Annotated in this window: 23 protein-coding genes and 1 pseudogene; 16 read left to right on the top strand and 8 right to left on the bottom strand. The window is 68.6% G+C overall.

All coding sequences use genetic code 11. The features are described 5' to 3' along the window. Positions 1–26: 26 nt before the first annotated feature. The 3 genes from DDF67_RS05715 to DDF67_RS05705 all read left to right on the top strand — a co-directional run bounded on the left by DDF67_RS05715 (position 27) and on the right by DDF67_RS05705 (position 1,546). Positions 27–395 carry a 6-pyruvoyl trahydropterin synthase family protein gene (locus DDF67_RS05715; protein ID WP_109099966.1) on the top strand — a complete coding sequence of 123 codons (369 nt, stop codon included), beginning with the start codon at positions 27–29 and terminating at the stop codon, positions 393–395. Positions 396–597: 202 nt separating this feature from the next. Further along, on the top strand, positions 598–1,083 hold the full coding sequence (locus tag DDF67_RS05710) for a recombinase family protein (RefSeq protein ID WP_158278000.1): 486 nt from the start codon (positions 598–600) through the stop codon (positions 1,081–1,083). Between the two features lie 67 nt (positions 1,084–1,150). After that, a complete protein-coding gene (locus tag DDF67_RS05705) occupies positions 1,151–1,546 on the top strand; it encodes a YciI family protein (protein ID WP_109099964.1) in 396 nt (131 codons plus the stop codon). A 4-nt stretch (positions 1,547–1,550) separates the two neighbouring features. Here DDF67_RS05705 and DDF67_RS05700 read toward each other — a convergent pair whose 3' ends face one another. Further along, a complete protein-coding gene (locus DDF67_RS05700) occupies positions 1,551–1,784 on the bottom strand; it encodes a hypothetical protein (protein ID WP_109100009.1) in 234 nt (77 codons plus the stop codon). A 204-nt stretch (positions 1,785–1,988) separates the two neighbouring features. Between DDF67_RS05700 and DDF67_RS05695 the strand changes: the two genes are divergently transcribed. Beyond that, positions 1,989–2,201: a hypothetical protein gene (locus DDF67_RS05695; protein WP_109099963.1), complete on the top strand. Its 213-nt coding sequence runs from the start codon at positions 1,989–1,991 to the stop codon at positions 2,199–2,201. Positions 2,202–2,231: 30 nt separating this feature from the next. On the opposite strand, the gene aroC is transcribed toward DDF67_RS05695, so the two are convergent. Continuing rightward, positions 2,232–3,359 carry a chorismate synthase gene (aroC, locus tag DDF67_RS05690; RefSeq protein WP_109099962.1) on the bottom strand — a complete coding sequence of 376 codons (1,128 nt, stop codon included), beginning with the start codon at positions 3,357–3,359 and terminating at the stop codon, positions 2,232–2,234. A gap of 156 nt (positions 3,360–3,515) precedes the next feature. Further along, positions 3,516–4,781, bottom strand: coding sequence for a diaminopimelate decarboxylase (gene lysA / locus DDF67_RS05685; protein ID WP_109099961.1), 1,266 nt, complete (start codon positions 4,779–4,781; stop codon positions 3,516–3,518). Positions 4,782–4,824: 43 nt separating this feature from the next. On the opposite strand from lysA, the pseudogene DDF67_RS25975 reads away from it, so the two are divergent. Next, positions 4,825–4,912 (top strand): annotated as a pseudogene (locus DDF67_RS25975) (hypothetical protein); the annotation flags it as partial. 4 nt (positions 4,913–4,916) lie between these two features. Here DDF67_RS25975 and DDF67_RS05680 read toward each other — a convergent pair. Beyond that, on the bottom strand, positions 4,917–5,231 hold the full coding sequence (locus tag DDF67_RS05680) for a hypothetical protein (protein ID WP_165257656.1): 315 nt from the start codon (positions 5,229–5,231) through the stop codon (positions 4,917–4,919). Then, positions 5,228–6,646, bottom strand: coding sequence for an argininosuccinate lyase (gene argH / locus DDF67_RS05675; protein ID WP_109099959.1), 1,419 nt, complete (start codon positions 6,644–6,646; stop codon positions 5,228–5,230). Before argH ends, DDF67_RS05680 begins: the two co-directional genes overlap by 4 nt. Between argH and DDF67_RS05670 the strand changes: the two genes are divergently transcribed. The 7 genes from DDF67_RS05670 to DDF67_RS05645 all read left to right on the top strand — a co-directional run bounded on the left by DDF67_RS05670 (position 6,647) and on the right by DDF67_RS05645 (position 10,962). Then, positions 6,647–7,267 carry a TlpA family protein disulfide reductase gene (locus DDF67_RS05670; RefSeq protein WP_109100008.1) on the top strand — a complete coding sequence of 207 codons (621 nt, stop codon included), beginning with the start codon at positions 6,647–6,649 and terminating at the stop codon, positions 7,265–7,267. Then, a complete protein-coding gene (locus DDF67_RS05665) occupies positions 7,264–8,004 on the top strand; it encodes a GNAT family N-acetyltransferase (protein ID WP_109099958.1) in 741 nt (246 codons plus the stop codon). Before DDF67_RS05670 ends, DDF67_RS05665 begins: the two co-directional genes overlap by 4 nt. Before the next feature lie 77 nt (positions 8,005–8,081). After that, entirely contained in the window at positions 8,082–8,615 is a 534-nt protein-coding gene (locus tag DDF67_RS05660) for a CcdC protein domain-containing protein (RefSeq protein ID WP_158277999.1), read from the top strand. Positions 8,616–8,751: 136 nt separating this feature from the next. Next, positions 8,752–8,883, top strand: a complete 132-nt coding sequence (locus DDF67_RS26235; RefSeq protein ID WP_269845439.1) for a hypothetical protein — start codon at positions 8,752–8,754, stop codon at positions 8,881–8,883. A 72-nt stretch (positions 8,884–8,955) separates the two neighbouring features. Further along, a complete protein-coding gene (locus DDF67_RS05655; protein WP_332888316.1) occupies positions 8,956–9,963 on the top strand; it encodes an acyltransferase family protein in 1,008 nt (335 codons plus the stop codon). A 32-nt stretch (positions 9,964–9,995) separates the two neighbouring features. After that, on the top strand, positions 9,996–10,640 hold the full coding sequence (locus DDF67_RS05650; protein WP_109099956.1) for a hypothetical protein: 645 nt from the start codon (positions 9,996–9,998) through the stop codon (positions 10,638–10,640). A gap of 7 nt (positions 10,641–10,647) precedes the next feature. Beyond that, the gene (locus DDF67_RS05645; protein ID WP_109099955.1) at positions 10,648–10,962 is read left to right on the top strand and encodes a winged helix-turn-helix domain-containing protein; all 315 of its coding nucleotides are present in this window, start codon (positions 10,648–10,650) and stop codon (positions 10,960–10,962) included. Here the strand turns inward: DDF67_RS05645 and gluQRS are convergent. After that, complete coding sequence (gene gluQRS, locus DDF67_RS05640) at positions 10,959–11,798, bottom strand: tRNA glutamyl-Q(34) synthetase GluQRS (RefSeq protein WP_109099954.1); 840 nt, start codon at positions 11,796–11,798, stop codon at positions 10,959–10,961. The genes DDF67_RS05645 and gluQRS overlap by 4 nt on opposite strands. Beyond that, the gene (locus DDF67_RS05635) at positions 11,795–12,415 is read right to left on the bottom strand and encodes a TetR/AcrR family transcriptional regulator (RefSeq protein ID WP_109099953.1); all 621 of its coding nucleotides are present in this window, start codon (positions 12,413–12,415) and stop codon (positions 11,795–11,797) included. The genes gluQRS and DDF67_RS05635 overlap by 4 nt, the downstream gene beginning before the upstream one ends. 470 nt (positions 12,416–12,885) lie before the next feature. Here DDF67_RS05635 and greA point away from each other — a divergent pair, with 470 nt between their 5' ends. The 3 genes from greA (at position 12,886) to DDF67_RS05620 (ending at position 14,816) form a co-directional block, all read left to right on the top strand. Continuing rightward, positions 12,886–13,365: a transcription elongation factor GreA gene (gene greA / locus DDF67_RS05630; protein WP_058346503.1), complete on the top strand. Its 480-nt coding sequence runs from the start codon at positions 12,886–12,888 to the stop codon at positions 13,363–13,365. Positions 13,366–13,500: 135 nt separating this feature from the next. Then, entirely contained in the window at positions 13,501–14,088 is a 588-nt protein-coding gene (locus DDF67_RS05625; protein ID WP_109100007.1) for a DNA-3-methyladenine glycosylase family protein, read from the top strand. A gap of 167 nt (positions 14,089–14,255) precedes the next feature. Beyond that, on the top strand, positions 14,256–14,816 hold the full coding sequence (locus DDF67_RS05620; protein WP_109099952.1) for an HNH endonuclease: 561 nt from the start codon (positions 14,256–14,258) through the stop codon (positions 14,814–14,816). 157 nt (positions 14,817–14,973) lie between these two features. On the opposite strand, the gene DDF67_RS26230 is transcribed toward DDF67_RS05620, so the two are convergent. Further along, positions 14,974–15,102 carry a hypothetical protein gene (locus DDF67_RS26230; RefSeq protein WP_269845438.1) on the bottom strand — a complete coding sequence of 43 codons (129 nt, stop codon included), beginning with the start codon at positions 15,100–15,102 and terminating at the stop codon, positions 14,974–14,976. 509 nt (positions 15,103–15,611) lie between these two features. Here DDF67_RS26230 and kdpA point away from each other — a divergent pair. Then, on the top strand, positions 15,612–17,321 hold the full coding sequence (gene kdpA, locus DDF67_RS05610) for a potassium-transporting ATPase subunit KdpA (protein WP_109099951.1): 1,710 nt from the start codon (positions 15,612–15,614) through the stop codon (positions 17,319–17,321). Positions 17,322–17,330: the final 9 nt, after the last annotated feature.

The raw sequence follows: 17,330 nt of genomic DNA, 5'->3' as shown, positions 1-17,330 counted from the left end.
CCCAGGCCTAGTCATAAAAGAAGTCCATGTCCGAACCCGTCTTCGAGATCACGAAGGCCGCGCATTTCGATGCGGCCCACTACATTGAGCAAGGCCCCGGCGATCACCGCTATCGCCGCCTGCACGGCCACTCGTTCCGCGTCGAGGCCAGCGTGAAGGGCGTCATGCAGCCTGCTGGATGGGTTGCGGACCTGGAAAGCCTGGACGTCGCCCTGAAGGCGGTGGCCACCGAGCTCGACCATGGCCTGCTCAACGACCGCCCGGGTCTGGAAAGCCCGACCCTGGAGCGGATCTGCCTCTATTTCGCCGAGCGCCTGAAGCCTCAGTTCCCGGGGCTGTCGCGCGTGGTGCTGTCGCGCCCGACCATCGGCGAGAGCTGCGCGCTGACGCTTTAGATATTAAGGAACCTCGCCCTGTGGGGAGGTGATCGCGAAGCGATCGGTGGGGGCAAAATCAGTCGCTTCCTGGGTAGCTGAAAGCGTTCCTCCCACCCGCCTTCGGCCGCATCACCCAGAGGGAGAGGGTCGTTTATCCCCGACTTTGACGCCGCCGCCTCTTTCGCGGCGGCGCGGAGTTCGCCACACACGCGCCATGCGCATGATCGGCTACTTCCGGGTCCCGCCCGTTCGGGGCGCGACCTTCGACGGACCCCTGGCGGACAAGCTGACGGACGTCGGCTGCCAGGCGCTGCACCATGACGCCTGCTACGCCCTGGCCGTTCACAAGCCGGGCCTGGAGGCGGCCATTGCCTCGGCCGCGCCGGGCGACCTGCTGGTCGTGCCCAGCCTGCACGCCTTCGCCGCCCATATCGTCGACCTGCTGCAGGTCATGGGCAAGCTGCAGGCCGCCGGCGTCTATCTGATGACGCTGGCCGAGGGCATCGACACGCGCATGCCCGGCGGTTTCTTTCCGGTCTGCGCCCAGCTGCTGCAGTTCAACGACCAGACCCGCATGGTGCGCACCGCCGAGGAGAAGATCGTCCGCCTGGGTCGTCCGCGTCCGGCGGCGCCCGGGGCGGTGGGGGAGCCTGCGATCGAGGAGCCTGCGTCGGAAACGGACGCAGAGCCGCCGCCCGAGGCCTGAAGGCCTCTTTTCAGAGAACGATGGTCGCGATACCCCTGCGTCACCCAATGACCCGGGAGGTCCCGCCGTGCTCTACGCCATTCTCTGCTACAACGACCAGGACCTCGTCGCCGGCTGGACCAAGGCGCAGGACGATGCGGTGATGGCCAACCTCTCGGTGGTCCACGACCGGCTCTATGCCGAGGGCAAGCTGGGGCCGGCCGGTCGCCTGGGCTTCACCGGCTCGGCCAAGACCCTGGTCAAGGGCCAGGAGCCGCCGGTGGTGATGGACGGGCCCTACGCCGAGACCAAGGAGGCCATGCTGGGCTTCTACATCATCGACTGCGCCTCGATGGGCGAGGCCCTCGACGTGGCGCGCGCCCTTGGCGAGGCCAATCCGACCGGCGCCTACGAGATTCGGCCGCTGTCGCTCTATCTGCAGGGCGTGGCCGTGGGCGACCAGGTTCCGCAGGCGGCGGAGTAGGGGATCAGCGGCCCCGCTGGGCCTTTTTCCACTCGCGGAACTCGCGCTTTTCGCGGTCCTTGCGGCTCTCGCCAGGGATCACGGCCTTGCCGCCGGCGACCACGACCTTGCCGGTCGTGCCGACAACGGCCCCGGCGGTGTCGACGGCCGCGCCGGCCACGGCGCCGGCGAGGCACCCCTGGGCGCCGACGGCGACGGCCAGCAGGGCCGGAACGATAAGCAGGCGGGAAGCGCGCATGAAGGAAACTCGCGGAACGAAGGTTCGCGGGTTGTAGCCGATCAAAGGTTTACGATCTCCGCGACCAGAAGACGCTGTCGGTGGGCCGACAGTTCTTGTGGCGGAAATACGTCGGCCGACGTGCATTAATATTCGTAAACAAAAAAATCAGGAACGAGTTCGAAAGTTCGATGGTTCAGCTGTCGAATGATCGAGGCCTGACCGATGCCCCGCCGTGAAGACATGATCAAAGAGGAAGCCCGAGCGCTGTGGCGAGCGGTGCATGGCGATCCGGTGCCCGACCTCACCGGCTCGGAACTCCTGGCCATGATCTGCGGCGGCGTTGACGTCGCCGACTACGACCGCGTCCAGTCGCCCTTCCTCCGGCCGTCGTTGATCACGCGGCCGGAAGACTGGCGCGAGCGGCGGGGCGGGTAGGCCAGATCCTTCCCCTAAAGGGAGAGAGCCTTAAGCGCGTTCCCCGCCGCCGCCCGGCAGGAAGGCTCCGCCGCCGGTCTGGGCGCGATGGCGCAGGAAGGCGTCAGCCAGGACGCAGGCGGTCATGGCTTCCACCACCGGCACGCCGCGGATGCCCACGCAGGGATCGTGGCGACCCTTGGTGCGCAGGTCGATCTCCTCGCCGGCCTCGTTGAGGGTCTGGCGCGGGATCAGGATCGAGGAGGTCGGCTTGAAGGCCACGCGAGCCACGACGGGCTGGCCGGTCGACAGGCCGCCAAGCACGCCGCCGGCGTGGTTGGACAGGAACTCCGGTTCGCCATTGGGGCCAAGGCGCATCATGTCGGCGTTGTCCTCGCCGGTCAGGGCGGCGCTGTCGAAGCCTTCGCCGATCTCCACACCCTTGGCGGCGTTGATCGACATGAGGCCCGCGGCCAGTTCGGCGTCGAGCTTGCCGTACAGCGGCGCGCCCCAGCCGGCCGGCACGCCGGTTGCTTCGACTTCCACCACGGCGCCGGTCGAGGAGCCGGCCTTGCGGATCGTCTCAAGATGCTCTTCCCACACCGGGATGATCGCGGCGTCCGGCGACCAGTAGGGGTTCTCTTGCGTCTGCGCCCAGTCCCAGTTGGCGCGGTCGATCTTGTGGGGGCCGATCTGCACCAGGGCCGCGCGCACGGTGACGCCCGGGATCACCAGCCGCGCCACGGCGCCGGCTGCGACGCGTGCGGCGGTCTCGCGGGCCGAGCTGCGGCCGCCCCCGCGATAGTCACGGATTCCGTACTTGGCGAAGTAGGGGTAGTCGGCATGACCGGGGCGGAAGGCCTGGGCGATCTCGCCATAGTCCTTCGAGCGCTGGTCGGTGTTCTCGATCATCAGGCTGATCGGCGTGCCCGTCGTGCGCTGGCCGCCGGTGCGCTCGTCCTCGAACACGCCCGACAGGATGCGCACGGCGTCGGGCTCCTGGCGCTGGGTGACGAACTTGCCGTTGCCCGGGCGGCGCTTGTCGAGAAAGCCCTGGATCATCTCGGCCGTCAGCAGGATGCCCGGAGGCACGCCGTCGACGACGCAGCCGAGGGCGGGCCCGTGGCTTTCGCCCCAGGTGGTGACGCGGAACAGGTGACCGAAGGTGTTGTGCGACATGGCGTGGCTTCTAGCCCAAAGGGCGCTTGGGGGCGAGACTTTGCGGGCGGTGAGGCGTGCTTCAGGCGCGGCGCAATAATTTACCGCCGGAGCGGCGAAACCTCGTCCTTCGACGAGCTCAGGATTTAGTCGAAGGACCAGGACCACGCACTGGATTCACACCCAATCCGGAACCAGGTCCCGGGCCAGCATCTCATCGTAGGTCGGACGCTTGCGGATCACGGCGTAGCGGTCGCCGTCGACCAGCACTTCGGGGACCAGCGGGCGGGTGTTGTACTCGCTGGCCATGGCCGAGCCGTAGGCGCCGGCCGACATGAAGGCCACCAGGTCGCCAGGGCCGAACGGCGGCAGGGCGCGGTCGCGGGTGAAGGTGTCGCCGGTCTCGCAGACCGGGCCGACCACGTCGTAGACGGCCTCGCCCGACTTGGGGAGCACCGGCCGGATGTCGTGGAAGGCGTCGTACATGGCCGGACGCACAAGGTCGTTCATGGCCGCGTCGATGACCAGGAACTTGCGGCCTTCCGGACGCTCGTGGACGTGGATGACTTCCGAGACCATCACCCCGGCGTTGGCGGCGATCACGCGGCCCGGCTCGAAGGCCAGCTTCACCGGCAGGCCCTTGGTCACCTGCGCCACCATGGCGGCGAACTCGGCCGGCGGAGGCGGTTCGGGGTGGTTGAAATAGGGCACGCCCAGGCCGCCGCCCAGGTCCAGACGTTCGAGCGACAGGCCCTCGCCCAGGAGCTGCTCGACCAGGCCCCGCATCTTCATGAACGCGGCGCGCATGGGCTCCAGGTCGGTGATCTGGCTGCCGATGTGGCAGGCCACGCCGATGGGCTCAAGGGCGGCGTTGTTGCTGGCGTTGGCGTAGAGACGCGCGGCCTCGGCGAACGAGACGCCGAACTTGTTCTCCGACTTGCCGGTGGCGATCTTGGCGTGGCCGCCGGCCGCGACGTCGGGATTGACCCGGAAGGCGATCTTGGCCCGCACGCCCAGCTCGGCGGCGACGCTGGCGATCAGCTCCATCTCCGGTTCGGACTCGACGTTGATCTCGGCGACGCCGGCCTTCAGGGCGAAGGCGATCTCTTCGCGCTTCTTGCCCACGCCCGAGAACACGATGCGCTCGCCGGGGATGCCGGCGGCCAGGGCGCGACGGACCTCGCCTTCCGACACCGTGTCGGCGCCGGCGCCCAGGTCGCCCAACACCTTCAGAACCGCCACGTTAGAATTGGCCTTCACCGCATAGGCCACCAGCGGATCGACGACGCCGGCATTGACCAGGGCGTCGCGGAACACGGTGAAGTGCCGCTCCAGCGTGGCGCGGGAATAGACGTAGACGGGCGTGCCGACCTCGGCCGCGATCCTGGCCAGGGGGACGCCTTCGCAGGCCAGGCCCTCGGGGCCGTATTCGAAGTGGTTCACTGAAGGGGCTTTCGGTGTCGGTCGTGCGTCCTTCGAGGCTCGGCTGCGCCTTGCACCTCAGGATGAGGAACTCAGCACAGACCCTCCTCATCCTGAGGCGCCCGCGTTAGCGGGCCTCGAAGGACGCAGGGATTTTCAGTTCGGCGTCGAGGACGGGAAGCCGGCGGCGGACGGGCCGCCGAACGGGTCGGACGGCGCGCCGCGCAGCGGGGCGGCGCGGGTCGTGCGGTTGCTCGACGCCGGGTCGACGTTCTCCTGCACGCCGTTGGGGCGGGCGGGCTTGTTGGCCTGGGCCGAGGCCTCGCGACGCTTGGAGGCTTCGGCGGCCTTCTTTTCAGGGCCCCACAGCGGGGCCGGGCGCTCCAGCTCGGCCTGCTTGCCGCAGGCGGAGAGGGCGGCGCCGGTCAGGCCCAGGGCGGCGATGGCGAGCAGCGTGGCGGGGCGGATCATGCCAGAGTTTCCTTCCAACGCGCGATCTGGGCGCGCACCTGGGCGGGGGCGGTCCCGCCGTAGCTCATGCGGCTGGCCGCCGAGGCGGCCGGGGTGAGGACGGCGTAGACCCCGTCGGTGATCCGCGGATCGATGGCCTGGAACTCGGCCAGGCTCAGTTCGGCCAGATCGACGCCCTTGGTCTCGGCAGCCTTCACGGCCGAGCCTGTCACGTGGTGGGCGTCGCGGAAAGGCATGTTCAGCTCGCGCACCAGCCAGTCGGCCAGATCGGTGGCGGTCGAGAAGCCCGCGCCGGCGGCCTGGGCCATCTTCTCGGTGTTGGGCGTCAGGTCGGCGATCATGCCGGCCATGGCCAGCAGGCTCAGCTCCAGGGCGTCGAAAGCCTCGAAGGTCGGGACCTTGTCTTCCTGCATGTCCTTCGAATAGGCCAGCGGCAGGCCCTTCATGACCACGGTCAGGGTGGTCAGCGAGCCGAGGATGCGGCCGACCTTGGCGCGGATCAGCTCGGCCGCGTCGGGGTTCTTCTTCTGCGGCATGATCGAGCTGCCGGTCGTGAAGGCGTCGGTCAGCTTGATGAAGCCGAACATCGGCGTCGTCCACAGCACGATCTCTTCCGCCAGGCGCGACAGGTGCGTAGCGGTGATCGAGGCGGCCGACAGGGCTTCCAGGGCGAAGTCGCGGGACGAGACGCTGTCCAGCGAGTTGGCGGTCGGACGGTCGAAGCCCAGCGAGGCGGCCGTCTGGTGACGGTCGATCGGGAAGGGCGAACCAGCCAGGGCCGCAGCCCCCAGCGGGCATTCGTTCATGCGGGCGCGGGCGTCGCGGAACCGCGAAGCGTCGCGACCGAACATCTCGACATAGGCCATCAGGTGGTGGCCGAAGGTCACCGGCTGGGCCGGCTGCAGGTGGGTGAAGCCCGGCATCAGAGCGTCGGCATAGGTCTCGGCCTGGGCCAGGAGGGCTTTCTGAAGCTCCGCCAGTTGGGCCGCCGAGCGGTCGGCGGCGTCGCGCACCCACAGGCGGAAGTCGACGGCCACCTGGTCGTTGCGCGAGCGGGCGGTGTGCAGCCGGCCGGCCGTCGGGCCGATCAGCTCGCGCAGCCGCGCCTCGATGTTCATGTGGATGTCTTCGTACTCGTCGCGGAACGGGAAGCTCCCGGTGGCCAGCTCGTCCTCGATCCTGGCCAGGCCTTCGAGGATTTCCTCGCCGTCGCTGCTTGCAATGACGCCCTGGCTGATCAACATCCGCGCGTGGGCGCGGCTGCCCGCCAGGTCTTGCGCCCACAGGCGCTTGTCGAAGCCGATGGAGACGTTGATCGCCTGCATCAGTTCGGCCGGCTTGGCCGAGAACCTGCCGCCCCACATGGCTTGGCCCTGGCCGTTCGCGGCGGGCGATTTGGAGGCGTTGTCGGTCATATGAGCGAAGTCCAGTCGGGTGGGCCGCGCAAGCGCGACGGTCTGAAGTGGGCGATCGGCGCCGTCATGCTCGTCGGCGTCGTCGCGGTCCTATACGTCATCGCCCAGGCTTCGTTCAAACCCGCAGAGCTCGCCGACCTCAAGGAATTCAAGAAGGGGTCTTTAGCCAAGCTGGACGTGCCGGCCCAGCCGCGCGCCGCGCCGGCCACCGTCTTCACCGACATGGACAACCAGCCCCACACCCTGGCCGACTTCAAGGGCCAGGTCGTGGTCATGAACCTGTGGGCCACCTGGTGCGCGCCCTGCAAGAAGGAGATGCCCACCCTGGCCAAGCTGGCCGCCGCCTATGCGACCCAGCCGGTGAAGGTGCTGCCGATCAGCGTCGACCGCGACAGCGACGTCAACCTGATCCAGGCCGAGATGGCCGCCAATCGGCCGCTCGTCTCGTTCCGCGACAAGTCCTACAAGATGTCGTTTGACCTGGAGCCGCGCGCCGCCGGCTATCCGACCACGGTGATCTACGACAAGCAGGGCCGCGAGCGGGCCCGCATCTCCGGCGAGGCCGACTGGTCCAGCCCCGAGGCCCGCGGCCTGGTCGAAGCCCTGCTGGCCGAGAAATGAGTCCCTCCGATCTCGAGCCCATCGCCGACGCCGCCTGGCCCGCCCGTGAGCGCGAGCGCCTGGGCGGCTGGCGGCTGAACGCCGCCGACGGCTTCTCGCTGCGGATCAACGCCTGCTGGCCGCTGGGTGAGGCCGATCGCGATCCGGAGGCCGCCATCGACGCGGTCGAGGCCTTCTATGGCGAGCGCGGCCTGCCGGTGCGCTTCAAGCTGACCGACGGGGCGACGGCGCCGGCCGACCTGTCCGACCGTCTGGCGCGCCGAGGCTACGCCCTGCACGGCGAGACCCTGCTGATGACCGGACCGGCCGTAGGCGTCGCCGATCCGCAGGTCGAGCTTTCGGCCAGGCCCGATCCCGCCTTCGAGGCCCTGCTGATCGCCTCGGCCAAGGGCAATGCGGCCGATGCGGCCGAGCGGCTGGAGGCGTTGGGGCGCATCCCGGCGCCTGCCCGGTTCGCCCGCCTGACGCTGGAGGGCCGCACCGCCGCCCTGGGCGCCTGCGCGGTCGATGGCGAGGCGGTAGGGATCTTTGGCATGCGCACTGATCCCGACTTCCGCCGTCGCGGTCTGGCCCGCCGCGTGCTGGACGCCCTGCTGGCCGAAGCGGCCGGGCTTGGCGCACGCACGGCCTATCTTCAGGTCGAGGAAGCCAATACGCCGGCCATCGCCCTCTATGGCGCGCGCGGCTTTTCGACGGCCTACCGCTATCGCTACTGGAGCAAGCCGGCCCGCGATTGACGCCGAACGGCTTTTCGGGCGCCATCGCCACCGGGGGCGCGGCGAGTGTTGCCGTGCGTTTTCGGGGGGAAAGCGTCGTGGATCACGGCAATCAGAAACTCATCGGCTATGGCGTCACGGCGGTGGTCGTAGCGATCGTCTTCGCCTTGCGGTTCCGCTCGATGAGCAAGGAGCGCCGCCTGAAGCTGGAGTTCATGTGGATCCTGCCGGCGATCATGGTCGCCGCGACGGTGTTCCTGCTCATGCAGTTCACGCCGCATGGGACCGACTGGCTGTGGCTGGCGGGAATCTTCGCCGTGGGAGGGACCATCGGCTGGTGGCGCGGCCGCCTGATCCCGATCGCCATCGACCCCGACACCCATGAGCTGAACACCAAACCCTCGCCGGCGGCGATTCTGTTCCTGCTGGGGATCGTCGTGGTGCGCTTCGCCCTGAAGACGGTGTTCGAGGCCGAGGCCGAAGCCTGGCACATCAGCGCCGTGCTGCTGACCGACGGCTTCGTGGTGTTGGGCGTGGGCCTGTTCGGCGTCTCGCGCCTGGAGATGGCGCTGCGCGCCATCGGCCTTCTGCGCGAGGCCCGCGCGGCCAAGGCGACGCCCCAAGCGGCCTGACTTTGCGATCTTCAATCTCCTGAAGGCGCGTGCTCTCTCCGCGCCTTCTTTGAACGACGATGTGATCAACAAGTTTACAAAACAAACTAGTTGATCCATGGTCGCCTCTAACCTCGACAGGAGGGGGAGGCAAGCCATGCACGCGCCGCTCAGCGCTTCAGAGAAGACGGCCGTTATCGACGGTCGCAACGCCCCGATCGGCGCCCTGCGCGCCTTCGTCACCCTGCTGGTGATCTTCCACCACACGGCGATGACCTATCATCCGTAGGCGCCGGCCCCGAAGGCGTTCGACGCCCAGCCGATCCTGTGGACCGCCTTTCCGGTCGTGGATCCGCAGAGGGTGGGAGCGTTCGGAATCCTGACCCTGGTCAACGACATGTTCTTCATGTCGCTGATGTTCTTCATCTCCGGGCTGTTCGTCGCCGACGGCCTGCGGGCCAAGGGGGCGGGCGGGTTCCTGAAGAGCCGCGCCCTGCGCCTGGGGATTCCGTTCGTGGTCTCCGCGGCCCTGCTGGCGCCGCTGGCCTATTATCCGGCCTGGCTGCAGTCGGGCGGCGCGCCGTCGCTGGCGGGCTTCGTGCAGGCCTGGATCCGCCTGCCGTTCTGGCCGGCCGGGCCAGCCTGGTTCCTCTGGGTGCTGCTAGCCTTCGGGGCGATCGCGGCGTGCGCCTACGCCGTCGCGCCCGGCCTGCTCGACCGCCTGGCCGGCCTGGCCAAGAGCGCCGAGCGCAAGCCGGCCCGGTTCTTCTGGGGGCTCGTGCTGATCAGCACCCTGGCCTACCTGCCGCTGGTGATGACGACGCCGTTCGGCCACTGGACGATGATCGGGCCGTTCACGGTGCAGACAGCCCGCATCGGGCACTACTTCGCCTACTTCCTGGCGGGGATTGCCGTCGGCGCGGCCGGCGTCGGGCGGGGCCTGACCGACCCAGACGGCAAGCTGGCCAAGCGCTGGTGGGCCTGGCAGCTGGCGCCGATCCTGCCGATCGTCGGCGGCGTGGCGACCCTGATCGTCGCCTTCTCGCCCAACCCGCCGCCCAGACCGTTCCTCGACGTGTTCGGCGGGACGATGTTCACCCTGGCCTGCGCCACGCTGTCCTTCGCCGCCCTGGCGACCTTCCTGCGCTTCGTGCGCCGGACCGGAAAAATCGGCGCTAGCCTGCAGGCCAACGCCTACGGCATGTACCTGCTGCACTACGTCTTCACCTCGTGGCTGGCCTGGATGCTGCTGCCGCAGGACTGGAGCGGCCTGGCCAAGGCTGCAGCGGTGTTCGTGGGCGCGACGGCGCTGAGCTGGCTGTCGACCATCGCCCTGCGCCGCATGCCGCTGTTGGGACGAATCCTTTGACCCTGCATGATGCCGCCTACGGAGCCGCGCCCATGAACGACAAGCTGAAGACGGTGCAGGACGACCTGGCCTTCCTGCGCGGCCTGGCCGAGGGCGGAACCGAGCGGGCGGGCCTGGGCGTGGCCGGCGGCGCGCTCTACGGCTCGGCAGGCCTGCTCTACGGCGTCCAGTGCCTGGTCTACGTCGCCCAGGAGCACGGCCTGGTGAGCCTGGGCGGGCTGGGCAACCTGATCCTGGCCTGGCTGCCGACGGTGATCTTCCTGATCCTCATGACGATCGTCATCGTGGTCGAGCGCCGCAAGCCCAAGGCCGGCGTGACCCACAGGGCCATCAATGCGGCCTTCTCGGGGGCGGGCCTGGCCAACCTGGCGCTGATCATCGTCTTCGCCGTGGCGGCCGCCAGGAACCACGACTTCCGCTACTGGCTGTACCATCCGGCGGTGGTGTTCGTGCTGCAGGGGGCGGTCTGGTACGCGGTCTTTGCTTTGCGCAAGCGCGCCTGGATGCTGGCGGTCTCGCTGGGCTGGCTGGCCGCGGGCGTCGCCATGGGGCTGCTGGTCGATCGCGCGGGCCTCTACCTGCTGGTCGCGAGCTTTGGCCTGTTCGCCTTCATGGCCGCGCATGGCTTCTTCATGATGCGCCAGGCCATGGGCCGGCCCGCTGGCCTGGACGCCTGAGACGATCGTGACGGCAAGGTTCGACATCAGCGGGCTCGACGACGTCATCCATGGCCGTGTGCGGCTGGGCGTCGTCGCCTATCTGTCCAGCGCCGAGGTGGCCGACTTCACCGAGCTGAAGACCCTGCTGGAGGTCACCCAGGGCAATCTCTCCATCCACCTGCGCAAGCTGGAGGAGGCTGGTTACGTCTCGATCGACAAGAGCTTCGTCGGCCGCAAGCCGCTGACCCGCGTGCGCCTGACCGAGACCGGCCGGGCGGCCTTCGCCGGATATCTACGGGCCATGGGCCAACTGGTCGAGCAGGCGGGCGGCGAGGGCTAGAGGCCCATCTCCGCCCTGAGCGCCTGCGGCGTCACGCCCGCGGCGCGCAGCTCTTGCAGGGTCTGGGCCTTGTCGCGCTTTGCGTAGCGCCTGCCGTCCGGGCCGACCAGCAGGCGATGGTGGCGGTAGACCGGCGTCGGCAGGTGGAGCAGGGCCTGCAGCAGGCGCTGGATGTGGGCGGCCTCGAACAGGTCTACGCCCCGGATCACGTGGGTGATCCCCTGCAGGGCGTCATCAAGGACCACGGCGAGGTGATAGGCGACGCCGACGTCCTTGCGGGCCAGCACGATGTCGCCAGCGGTTTCTGGACGGGCCTGCACCTCTCCAGTCTCGCCGTCGGGGCCGGCGCCCTGCTCGACGAAGGACAGATCCGAAAAGCCGCACAGCGCCTTTTCCGCCGCGTCGAACGACAGCCGCCAGGCGAAGGCCTCGCCACGCGCCAGGCGCTCGGCTTCCTCGGACTTTGGGAGAGGCGCGCCGCGGTAGGCGACGGCCGGCTCGTGCGGGGCGCGGCCGATGTCCAGCTCCTTGCGGGTCTTGAAGCAGCGGTAGACGAGGCCGCGTTCGCGCAAGGTCTCGATGGCGGCGTGATAGTCGGTCAGGTGCTGTGACTGACGGCGGACGGGCCGTTCCCAGTCAAGGCCCAGCCAGGTCAGGTCCTCCAGGATCGCGGCCTCGTATTCCGGCCGGCTGCGGGTGGCGTCGATGTCCTCGATACGCAGCACGAAGCGGCCGCCGGCTTCCTGAGCGGCCCGAAAGGCCGTCAGCGCCGAGAAGGCGTGGCCGCGATGCAGGTAGCCGGTGGGAGAGGGGGCGAACCGGGTGGCGAAGCTCATCCGCGATCGAACTTGGCGAACATGCCCAGGTGGTCGAACACGGCCTTGAGGAAGGCCTCCTCGCCGCCCAGCAGGGTCTTGAGGCTCTCGAACTGCTTGAAGCCGCTCATCTCGGCCAGGCCATGGCCGGCGCACCAGGCGGCGATGGTCGCCAGTTCCAGGTCGATCTCCGAGACGCCTTCGCCGGCGGCGTGGGCGATGGTGTTGCGCACCTGGCAGTAGGCGCCTTCCTCCTTCATCTGGTCGGGGAGGGCGTCCTTGTCGCGCGAGCAGTCGTACATCACGCGGTAGAGGGCGGGGTTGTCGCGGGCGAAGGTGACGTAGGCCACGCCCAGGCTGGTCATCCGGCGACGGTCGTCGTCGCTGTCCTGGCGCGAGCGCATCAGGGCCGCGTCGAGCTCGACCCAGCCCTCGTGGGCCACGGCGTCGAGCAGTTGGCCCTTGTCCTTGAAGTGGTGATAGGGCGCGGCCGGGCTGACGCCTGCCTCGCGCGCCACCGCCCTCAGCGACAGGGCGGCCGGGCCGTCGGTCTCCAGGATCCTGCGGGCGGCCTCGACGAGGGCGCGGCTCAGATCGCCGTGGTGATAGGGGCGGGCTTCGGGCTGGGCGAGAGTCATCGACGGCCACTCTATCCCTTACGTAGGGAAAATCCATCCAAGCAGCGTCAAGATATCTTGACGGCGCTAAGATCCATGTTATCTAAGCGTCGTTCAGATGGATCGGCCATCAAGAGACCGCCACTGAGCCACGCCGGCCGAGGGGGTCGGCGCGCACCAACTTCAAGGATGTGTGTCATGACCAACCGTAGCTTCGAAGCCTTCGAAGGCCTCTTCGACCGCGTCGCCATCGGTTACTTCCTGGTGGCCGCCGTCGGTGTCGCCGGCGCCGTGCTGGCCATCGCGCTGTAGGCTCCAAAAGGACGAAATGTCCGTCGCGGCCGTCCCGCTGGGGATGGCCGCCGGGGTGCTCCTGATCCACGCCTTGATCCTGGCGCCCCGCTCGGCCATAGCCGGGCTTGCGGAACGACCCGCGACACCTCGGGTTTCCGTCTGATGACCGTCTTTTCCAACTCTTCGCGAGCTGCTCAATGAGCGTGGCCTTCACCAAGGAAGGCGACGCCGAAGCGTTCGCCGCCGACCTTCCCGACCGTCCGATCTCGCAGCATCCCAATCTCGTCACGCCGCAAGGCATGGCGATGATCGAGGCCGAGTTCGCCGACGCCCGCGCCGCCTATGCCGCGGCCCAGGCCGCGGGCGGCGTGGCCGACGACCGCACCGCCATGGCCCGCGCCACCCGCGACCTGCGCTACTGGTCTGCGCGCCGCGCCACCGCCCAACTGGTCGAGCGCGACGAGGGCCGCACCAGCGTGCAGTTCGGCGACGCGGTGACCTTCGACCGCGAGGACGGCCGCACCCAGACCTTCCGCATCGTCGGCGAGGACGAGGCCGACCCGGCCAAGGGTTCGGTGTCCTACGTCTCGCCCCTGGCCCGCGCCTTGATGGGCAAGGGTGTCGGCGACACGGCGATGGTGGCCGGCGGCGAGGTCGAGATCGTCGCCATCGGCTGAGGCCATGCGTTCGCCGCAAGATTCGGATTGCCAGTTCTGACCGGCGAGGGCTTCCTCGCCGGCGTGATTTCCGCCTCCGCTCCCACCCCCGACCTGATCGCCGCCGCCCGCGCGCACCTCGCCGCCGCCGACCCGATGTTCGCCCGGCTGGAGGCGGTGACGCCGGTGTTCGACTGGCGCCTGCGGCCCGGCGGCTTTCCCGGCCTGGCCCGGATGATCGTCGAGCAGCAGATCTCGGTCGCCGCCGCCGCCGCCATCTGGGCGCGGGTGCAGGCGGGGCTGCCCGAGCTGACGCCCGCCGCCGTCATGGCGCTCGATGATCCAGCCCTGCAGGGCCTTGGCCTTTCGCGGCCCAAGGTGCGCTATCTGCGCGAGATCGCCGGGGCGCACCTGTCGGGCGCCTGCGATTTCGACGCCCTGAAGGCGATGCCCGACGAGCAGGCCGTGGCGGCCCTGGTGGCGATCAAGGGCATAGGGCGGTGGACCGCCGAGACCTTCCTGATGTTCTGCGAGGGCCGCATCGACGTCTTCCCCGGCGGCGACATCGCCCTGCAGGAGGCCATGCGGTGGGCCGACGGTCATGCGCTTCGCCCGACCGAGAAGGCCGCCTATGTGCGAGCCGAGGCCTGGAAGCCCTATAGGGGCGTGGCGGCGCATCTGCTGTGGGCCTGCTACGGCGGCGTTCGGCGCGGCGAGATCACGCTTCAGGCGCCGACGGGCTGAACTTTCACAAGCTTCGTCTTGGTTCTGTCGCCGATTGGGATCATCCTTTCTGTGCGTCCGGGAATGAATGGCGATTCCCTGATTTGCGTAGGAAGGAGGCCCGTCTTCAGTCCGACCGCGTACACGCCCCGCAGGAGCGTTTTCGGCTCCTTTTCGGGAGGTCCTGAATGCAGGTCCTGACCCGTCCCCCGTCCGGCATGCCGGCCCTGGTGCTCAATGCCGACTATCGGCCGCTGAGCTACTACCCGCTGTCCCTCTGGCCCTGGCAGGAGGTGATCAAGGCGGTGTTTCTCGATCGCGTCGACGTGGTCTCGACCTACGACCACGTGGTGCATTCGCCATCCTTCGAGATGAAGCTGCCCAGCGTGGTGTCGCTGAAGCAGTACGTGCCGCAGGAGCGGCCGCCGGCCTTCACCCGCTTCAACCTGTTCCTGCGCGACAGCTTCAGCTGCCAATACTGCGGCTCACCCGACGAGCTGACCTTCGACCACGTGATCCCCCGCTCGCAGGGCGGCCGCACCACGTGGGAGAACATCGTCACCGCCTGCGCCCCCTGCAACCTGACCAAGGGCGGGCGCACCCCGCGCGAGGCGGGCATGCACCCTTTCCACACCGCCCGCCGGCCCTCGATGCACGAGCTCCAGGACCGCGGCCGCCGGTTCCCGCCGGGGCACCTGCACGAGAGCTGGCTCGACTATCTCTACTGGGACATCGAGCTGGAATCGTAGGGTTGCACCAAATGCTCCCCCTGAAGGGGGAGCTGTCGCGAAGCGACTGAGGGGGAAGTAATTACCGCATTGGCGGGGGAACTGACCTCGTCAGGCACTTCCCCCTCCGGCCCTTCGGGCCACCTCGCCCTTCAGGGGAGGATCTTGGGGGTACGCCCTAGTCCCGGAAATACCCACGGCGCTTGGTGCGGCCGCGAAGGCGGCGGCGCAGGCGGGGTTCGATGCTGGGCCAGGCCAGCAGCGCCAGCAGGGCCAGGATGACCAAGGCGGGGAACAGCGGCGACATGACCCAAGAACGCGTTCGATGTGAGAAGGCTTCCACCGTTTCGCGATTTTGCGCTGCAAACAAGGACAAAGTTTCTCCGACGCGATAATCCTCGCAAAGCCTCGGCCTCGTCACGAAAGCGCCTTGTTCGCAAGGCTGGCGGCCCAGTTTCGGGTGACGCTTTCCGGCGCAGCTTTCAGGCTGATCTTGTGTTGCGTTGCAGCATACCCAGTCGCCCGCCGTCTTTATGCGGCGCTTATGCGGCCCATACATCTCCCGAATGGAGCCCTTACGCGGCCTTGTGGTCCCTTCCGCGCCAACCTGGAAGGAGGCCGGCATGGCTGACATCGCATTCCTGGCGCTGGGCGGAGGGCTTTTCGTGCTCTTCGGCCTGTTCGCCGTCGCATTGAGGCGCGCATGACCCTGTTCGTGAACGCGCTTTGGGGGGCCGGGGCGATCGTCGTCGCGGCCTACATGGTCACGGCCCTGATGCGGCCGGACCGCTTCTGACGATCCTCGGATAACCTCAAATGAATTGGCAAGGATGGGCGGAGATCGCCCTGACGCTTGGCCTGGCGGTCGGTATCGGCTGGCCGCTGGGCGTCTACATGTCGCGCGTCTGGAACGGCGAGCGCACCTGGCTCGACCCGCTGCTGGCGCCGGTCGAGCGCCTCTTCTACGCGGCGGGCGGCATCGACCCGCGCAAGGGCCAGAGCTGGATCGGCTATGCCGGCGCGCTCCTGGCCTTCAACGCCGTCGGCTTCTTTCTGGTCTATGGCGTGTTGCGCCTGCAGGGCGCTCTGCCGCTGAACCCGCAAGGCTTTGCGGGCCTGTCGCCGCACCTGGCGTTCAACACCGCCGTCAGCTTCGTGACCAACACCAACTGGCAGAGCTATGGCGGCGAGACCACCATGTCGACGCTCAGCCAGATGCTGGTGCTGACGGTGCAGAACTTCGTCTCGGCCGCCACCGGCGCCGCGATCGCCGCGGCCCTGGCGCGCGGTTTCATCGCCAACAAGGGCGAGGACGTCGGCAACTTCTGGAGCGACGTGATCCGCACCACGCTTTGGGTGCTGTTGCCGCTGTGCGTGGTCGTCGCTCTCGTGCTCGCGGCCCTGGGCGTGCCCCAGACCCTGGCCGCCGGCGTCACCGCCCATACGCTGGAGGGCGGCGAGCAGAAGATCTCGCTCTTCGCCACCGCCAGCCAGCTGGCCGTCAAGCAACTGGGCATCAACGGCGGCGGGATCTTCAACGTCAACTCGGCCCACCCGTTCGAGAATCCCACGCCGCTGACCAACCTGATCACGGCGGTGTCGATCAACGTGCTGGGCTGGGCGGCGTTCTTCGCCTTCGGCCGTAGCGTGCTGGCCAGGAAGGACGTTCGCGCCCTGGTGATCGCCGCTGCGGTGCTGCTGAGCGCCGGCGCCGGCGCGATCTACGTCACCGAGACGCAAGGCCCGCCGGCCCAGGTCGCCGCCCATGTCGACGCCAGCGTCAACATGGAAGGCAAGGAGGTCCGCTTCGGCGCGCCCTCGACCGCCGCGTGGGCCGCCATGACCACGGGCGCCTCCAACGGCTCGGTCAACGGCATGCATTCCAGCCTGATGCCGCTGGGCGGCGGGGTGACCATGTTCCTGATGCAGCTGGGCGAGATCCTGCCGGGCGGCATCGGCTCTGGGATCGCCATCATGGTCGTCATGGCCTTGCTGGCGGTGTTCGTGGCCGGGCTGATGGTGGGCCGCACGCCCGAATATCTGGGCAAGAAGATCGAGGCCCGCGAGATTCAGTTCGCCATGCTGGCGGTGCTGGTGATCCCGCTGTTCATGCTGAGCTTCGCCGCCCTGGCCGCCATCCTGCCCGAAGCGCTGAAAGGCCTGATGCACGCCGGTCCTCACGGCCTGTCGGAGATCCTCTACGCCTACGTCTCGACCACGGCCAACAACGGCTCGGCCTTCGGCGGCCTGACCGCCAACGCCCCCTGGTGGAACACCACCCTGGGCCTGGCGATGATGTTCGGGCGCTTTGCTCCGATCGTCGCGGTGCTGGCCATCGCCGGCGCCCTGGCGGCCAAGCCCAAGCTCGCCCCCACGGCCGGCGCCATGCCGACCCATGGCGGCCTCTTCGTCGGCCTGCTGATCGGGGTGATCCTGATCCTCGGCGGCCTGCAGTTCTTCCCCGCTCTGGCGCTGGGACCGATCGTCGAGCACTTCCAGGCGCTCGCCTTCGTCGCCGGTCGCTGATCGAAAGCG

This window comes from Caulobacter endophyticus (assembly GCF_003116815.1).
Lineage (GTDB): Bacteria > Pseudomonadota > Alphaproteobacteria > Caulobacterales > Caulobacteraceae > Caulobacter > Caulobacter endophyticus.
This window is presented reverse-complemented; position numbering and strand designations above follow the sequence as displayed.

What these genes read in the sequence shown, in the direction of transcription:
- kdpA (WP_109099951.1), top strand. Translation starts at nt 15,612, where the DNA reads ATGAATTGGCAAGGATGGGCGGAGATCGCCCTGACGCTTGGCCTGGCG.
- gluQRS (WP_109099954.1), bottom strand. Translation starts at nt 11,798, where the DNA reads ATGAGCTTCGCCACCCGGTTCGCCCCCTCTCCCACCGGCTACCTGCAT.
- aroC (WP_109099962.1), bottom strand. Translation starts at nt 3,359, where the DNA reads ATGTCGCACAACACCTTCGGTCACCTGTTCCGCGTCACCACCTGGGGC.
- DDF67_RS05715 (WP_109099966.1), top strand. Translation starts at nt 27, where the DNA reads ATGTCCGAACCCGTCTTCGAGATCACGAAGGCCGCGCATTTCGATGCG.
- DDF67_RS05670 (WP_109100008.1), top strand. Translation starts at nt 6,647, where the DNA reads ATGAGCGAAGTCCAGTCGGGTGGGCCGCGCAAGCGCGACGGTCTGAAG.
- DDF67_RS05625 (WP_109100007.1), top strand. Translation starts at nt 13,501, where the DNA reads ATGTTCGCCCGGCTGGAGGCGGTGACGCCGGTGTTCGACTGGCGCCTG.
- greA (WP_058346503.1), top strand. Translation starts at nt 12,886, where the DNA reads ATGAGCGTGGCCTTCACCAAGGAAGGCGACGCCGAAGCGTTCGCCGCC.
- DDF67_RS05680 (WP_165257656.1), bottom strand. Translation starts at nt 5,231, where the DNA reads ATGATCCGCCCCGCCACGCTGCTCGCCATCGCCGCCCTGGGCCTGACC.
- DDF67_RS05710 (WP_158278000.1), top strand. Translation starts at nt 598, where the DNA reads ATGATCGGCTACTTCCGGGTCCCGCCCGTTCGGGGCGCGACCTTCGAC.
- argH (WP_109099959.1), bottom strand. Translation starts at nt 6,646, where the DNA reads ATGACCGACAACGCCTCCAAATCGCCCGCCGCGAACGGCCAGGGCCAA.
- DDF67_RS05620 (WP_109099952.1), top strand. Translation starts at nt 14,256, where the DNA reads ATGCAGGTCCTGACCCGTCCCCCGTCCGGCATGCCGGCCCTGGTGCTC.
- DDF67_RS05650 (WP_109099956.1), top strand. Translation starts at nt 9,996, where the DNA reads ATGAACGACAAGCTGAAGACGGTGCAGGACGACCTGGCCTTCCTGCGC.
- DDF67_RS26230 (WP_269845438.1), bottom strand. Translation starts at nt 15,102, where the DNA reads ATGTCGCCGCTGTTCCCCGCCTTGGTCATCCTGGCCCTGCTGGCGCTG.
- DDF67_RS05695 (WP_109099963.1), top strand. Translation starts at nt 1,989, where the DNA reads ATGCCCCGCCGTGAAGACATGATCAAAGAGGAAGCCCGAGCGCTGTGG.
- DDF67_RS05635 (WP_109099953.1), bottom strand. Translation starts at nt 12,415, where the DNA reads ATGACTCTCGCCCAGCCCGAAGCCCGCCCCTATCACCACGGCGATCTG.
- DDF67_RS05665 (WP_109099958.1), top strand. Translation starts at nt 7,264, where the DNA reads ATGAGTCCCTCCGATCTCGAGCCCATCGCCGACGCCGCCTGGCCCGCC.
- DDF67_RS26235 (WP_269845439.1), top strand. Translation starts at nt 8,752, where the DNA reads ATGCACGCGCCGCTCAGCGCTTCAGAGAAGACGGCCGTTATCGACGGT.
- DDF67_RS05700 (WP_109100009.1), bottom strand. Translation starts at nt 1,784, where the DNA reads ATGCGCGCTTCCCGCCTGCTTATCGTTCCGGCCCTGCTGGCCGTCGCC.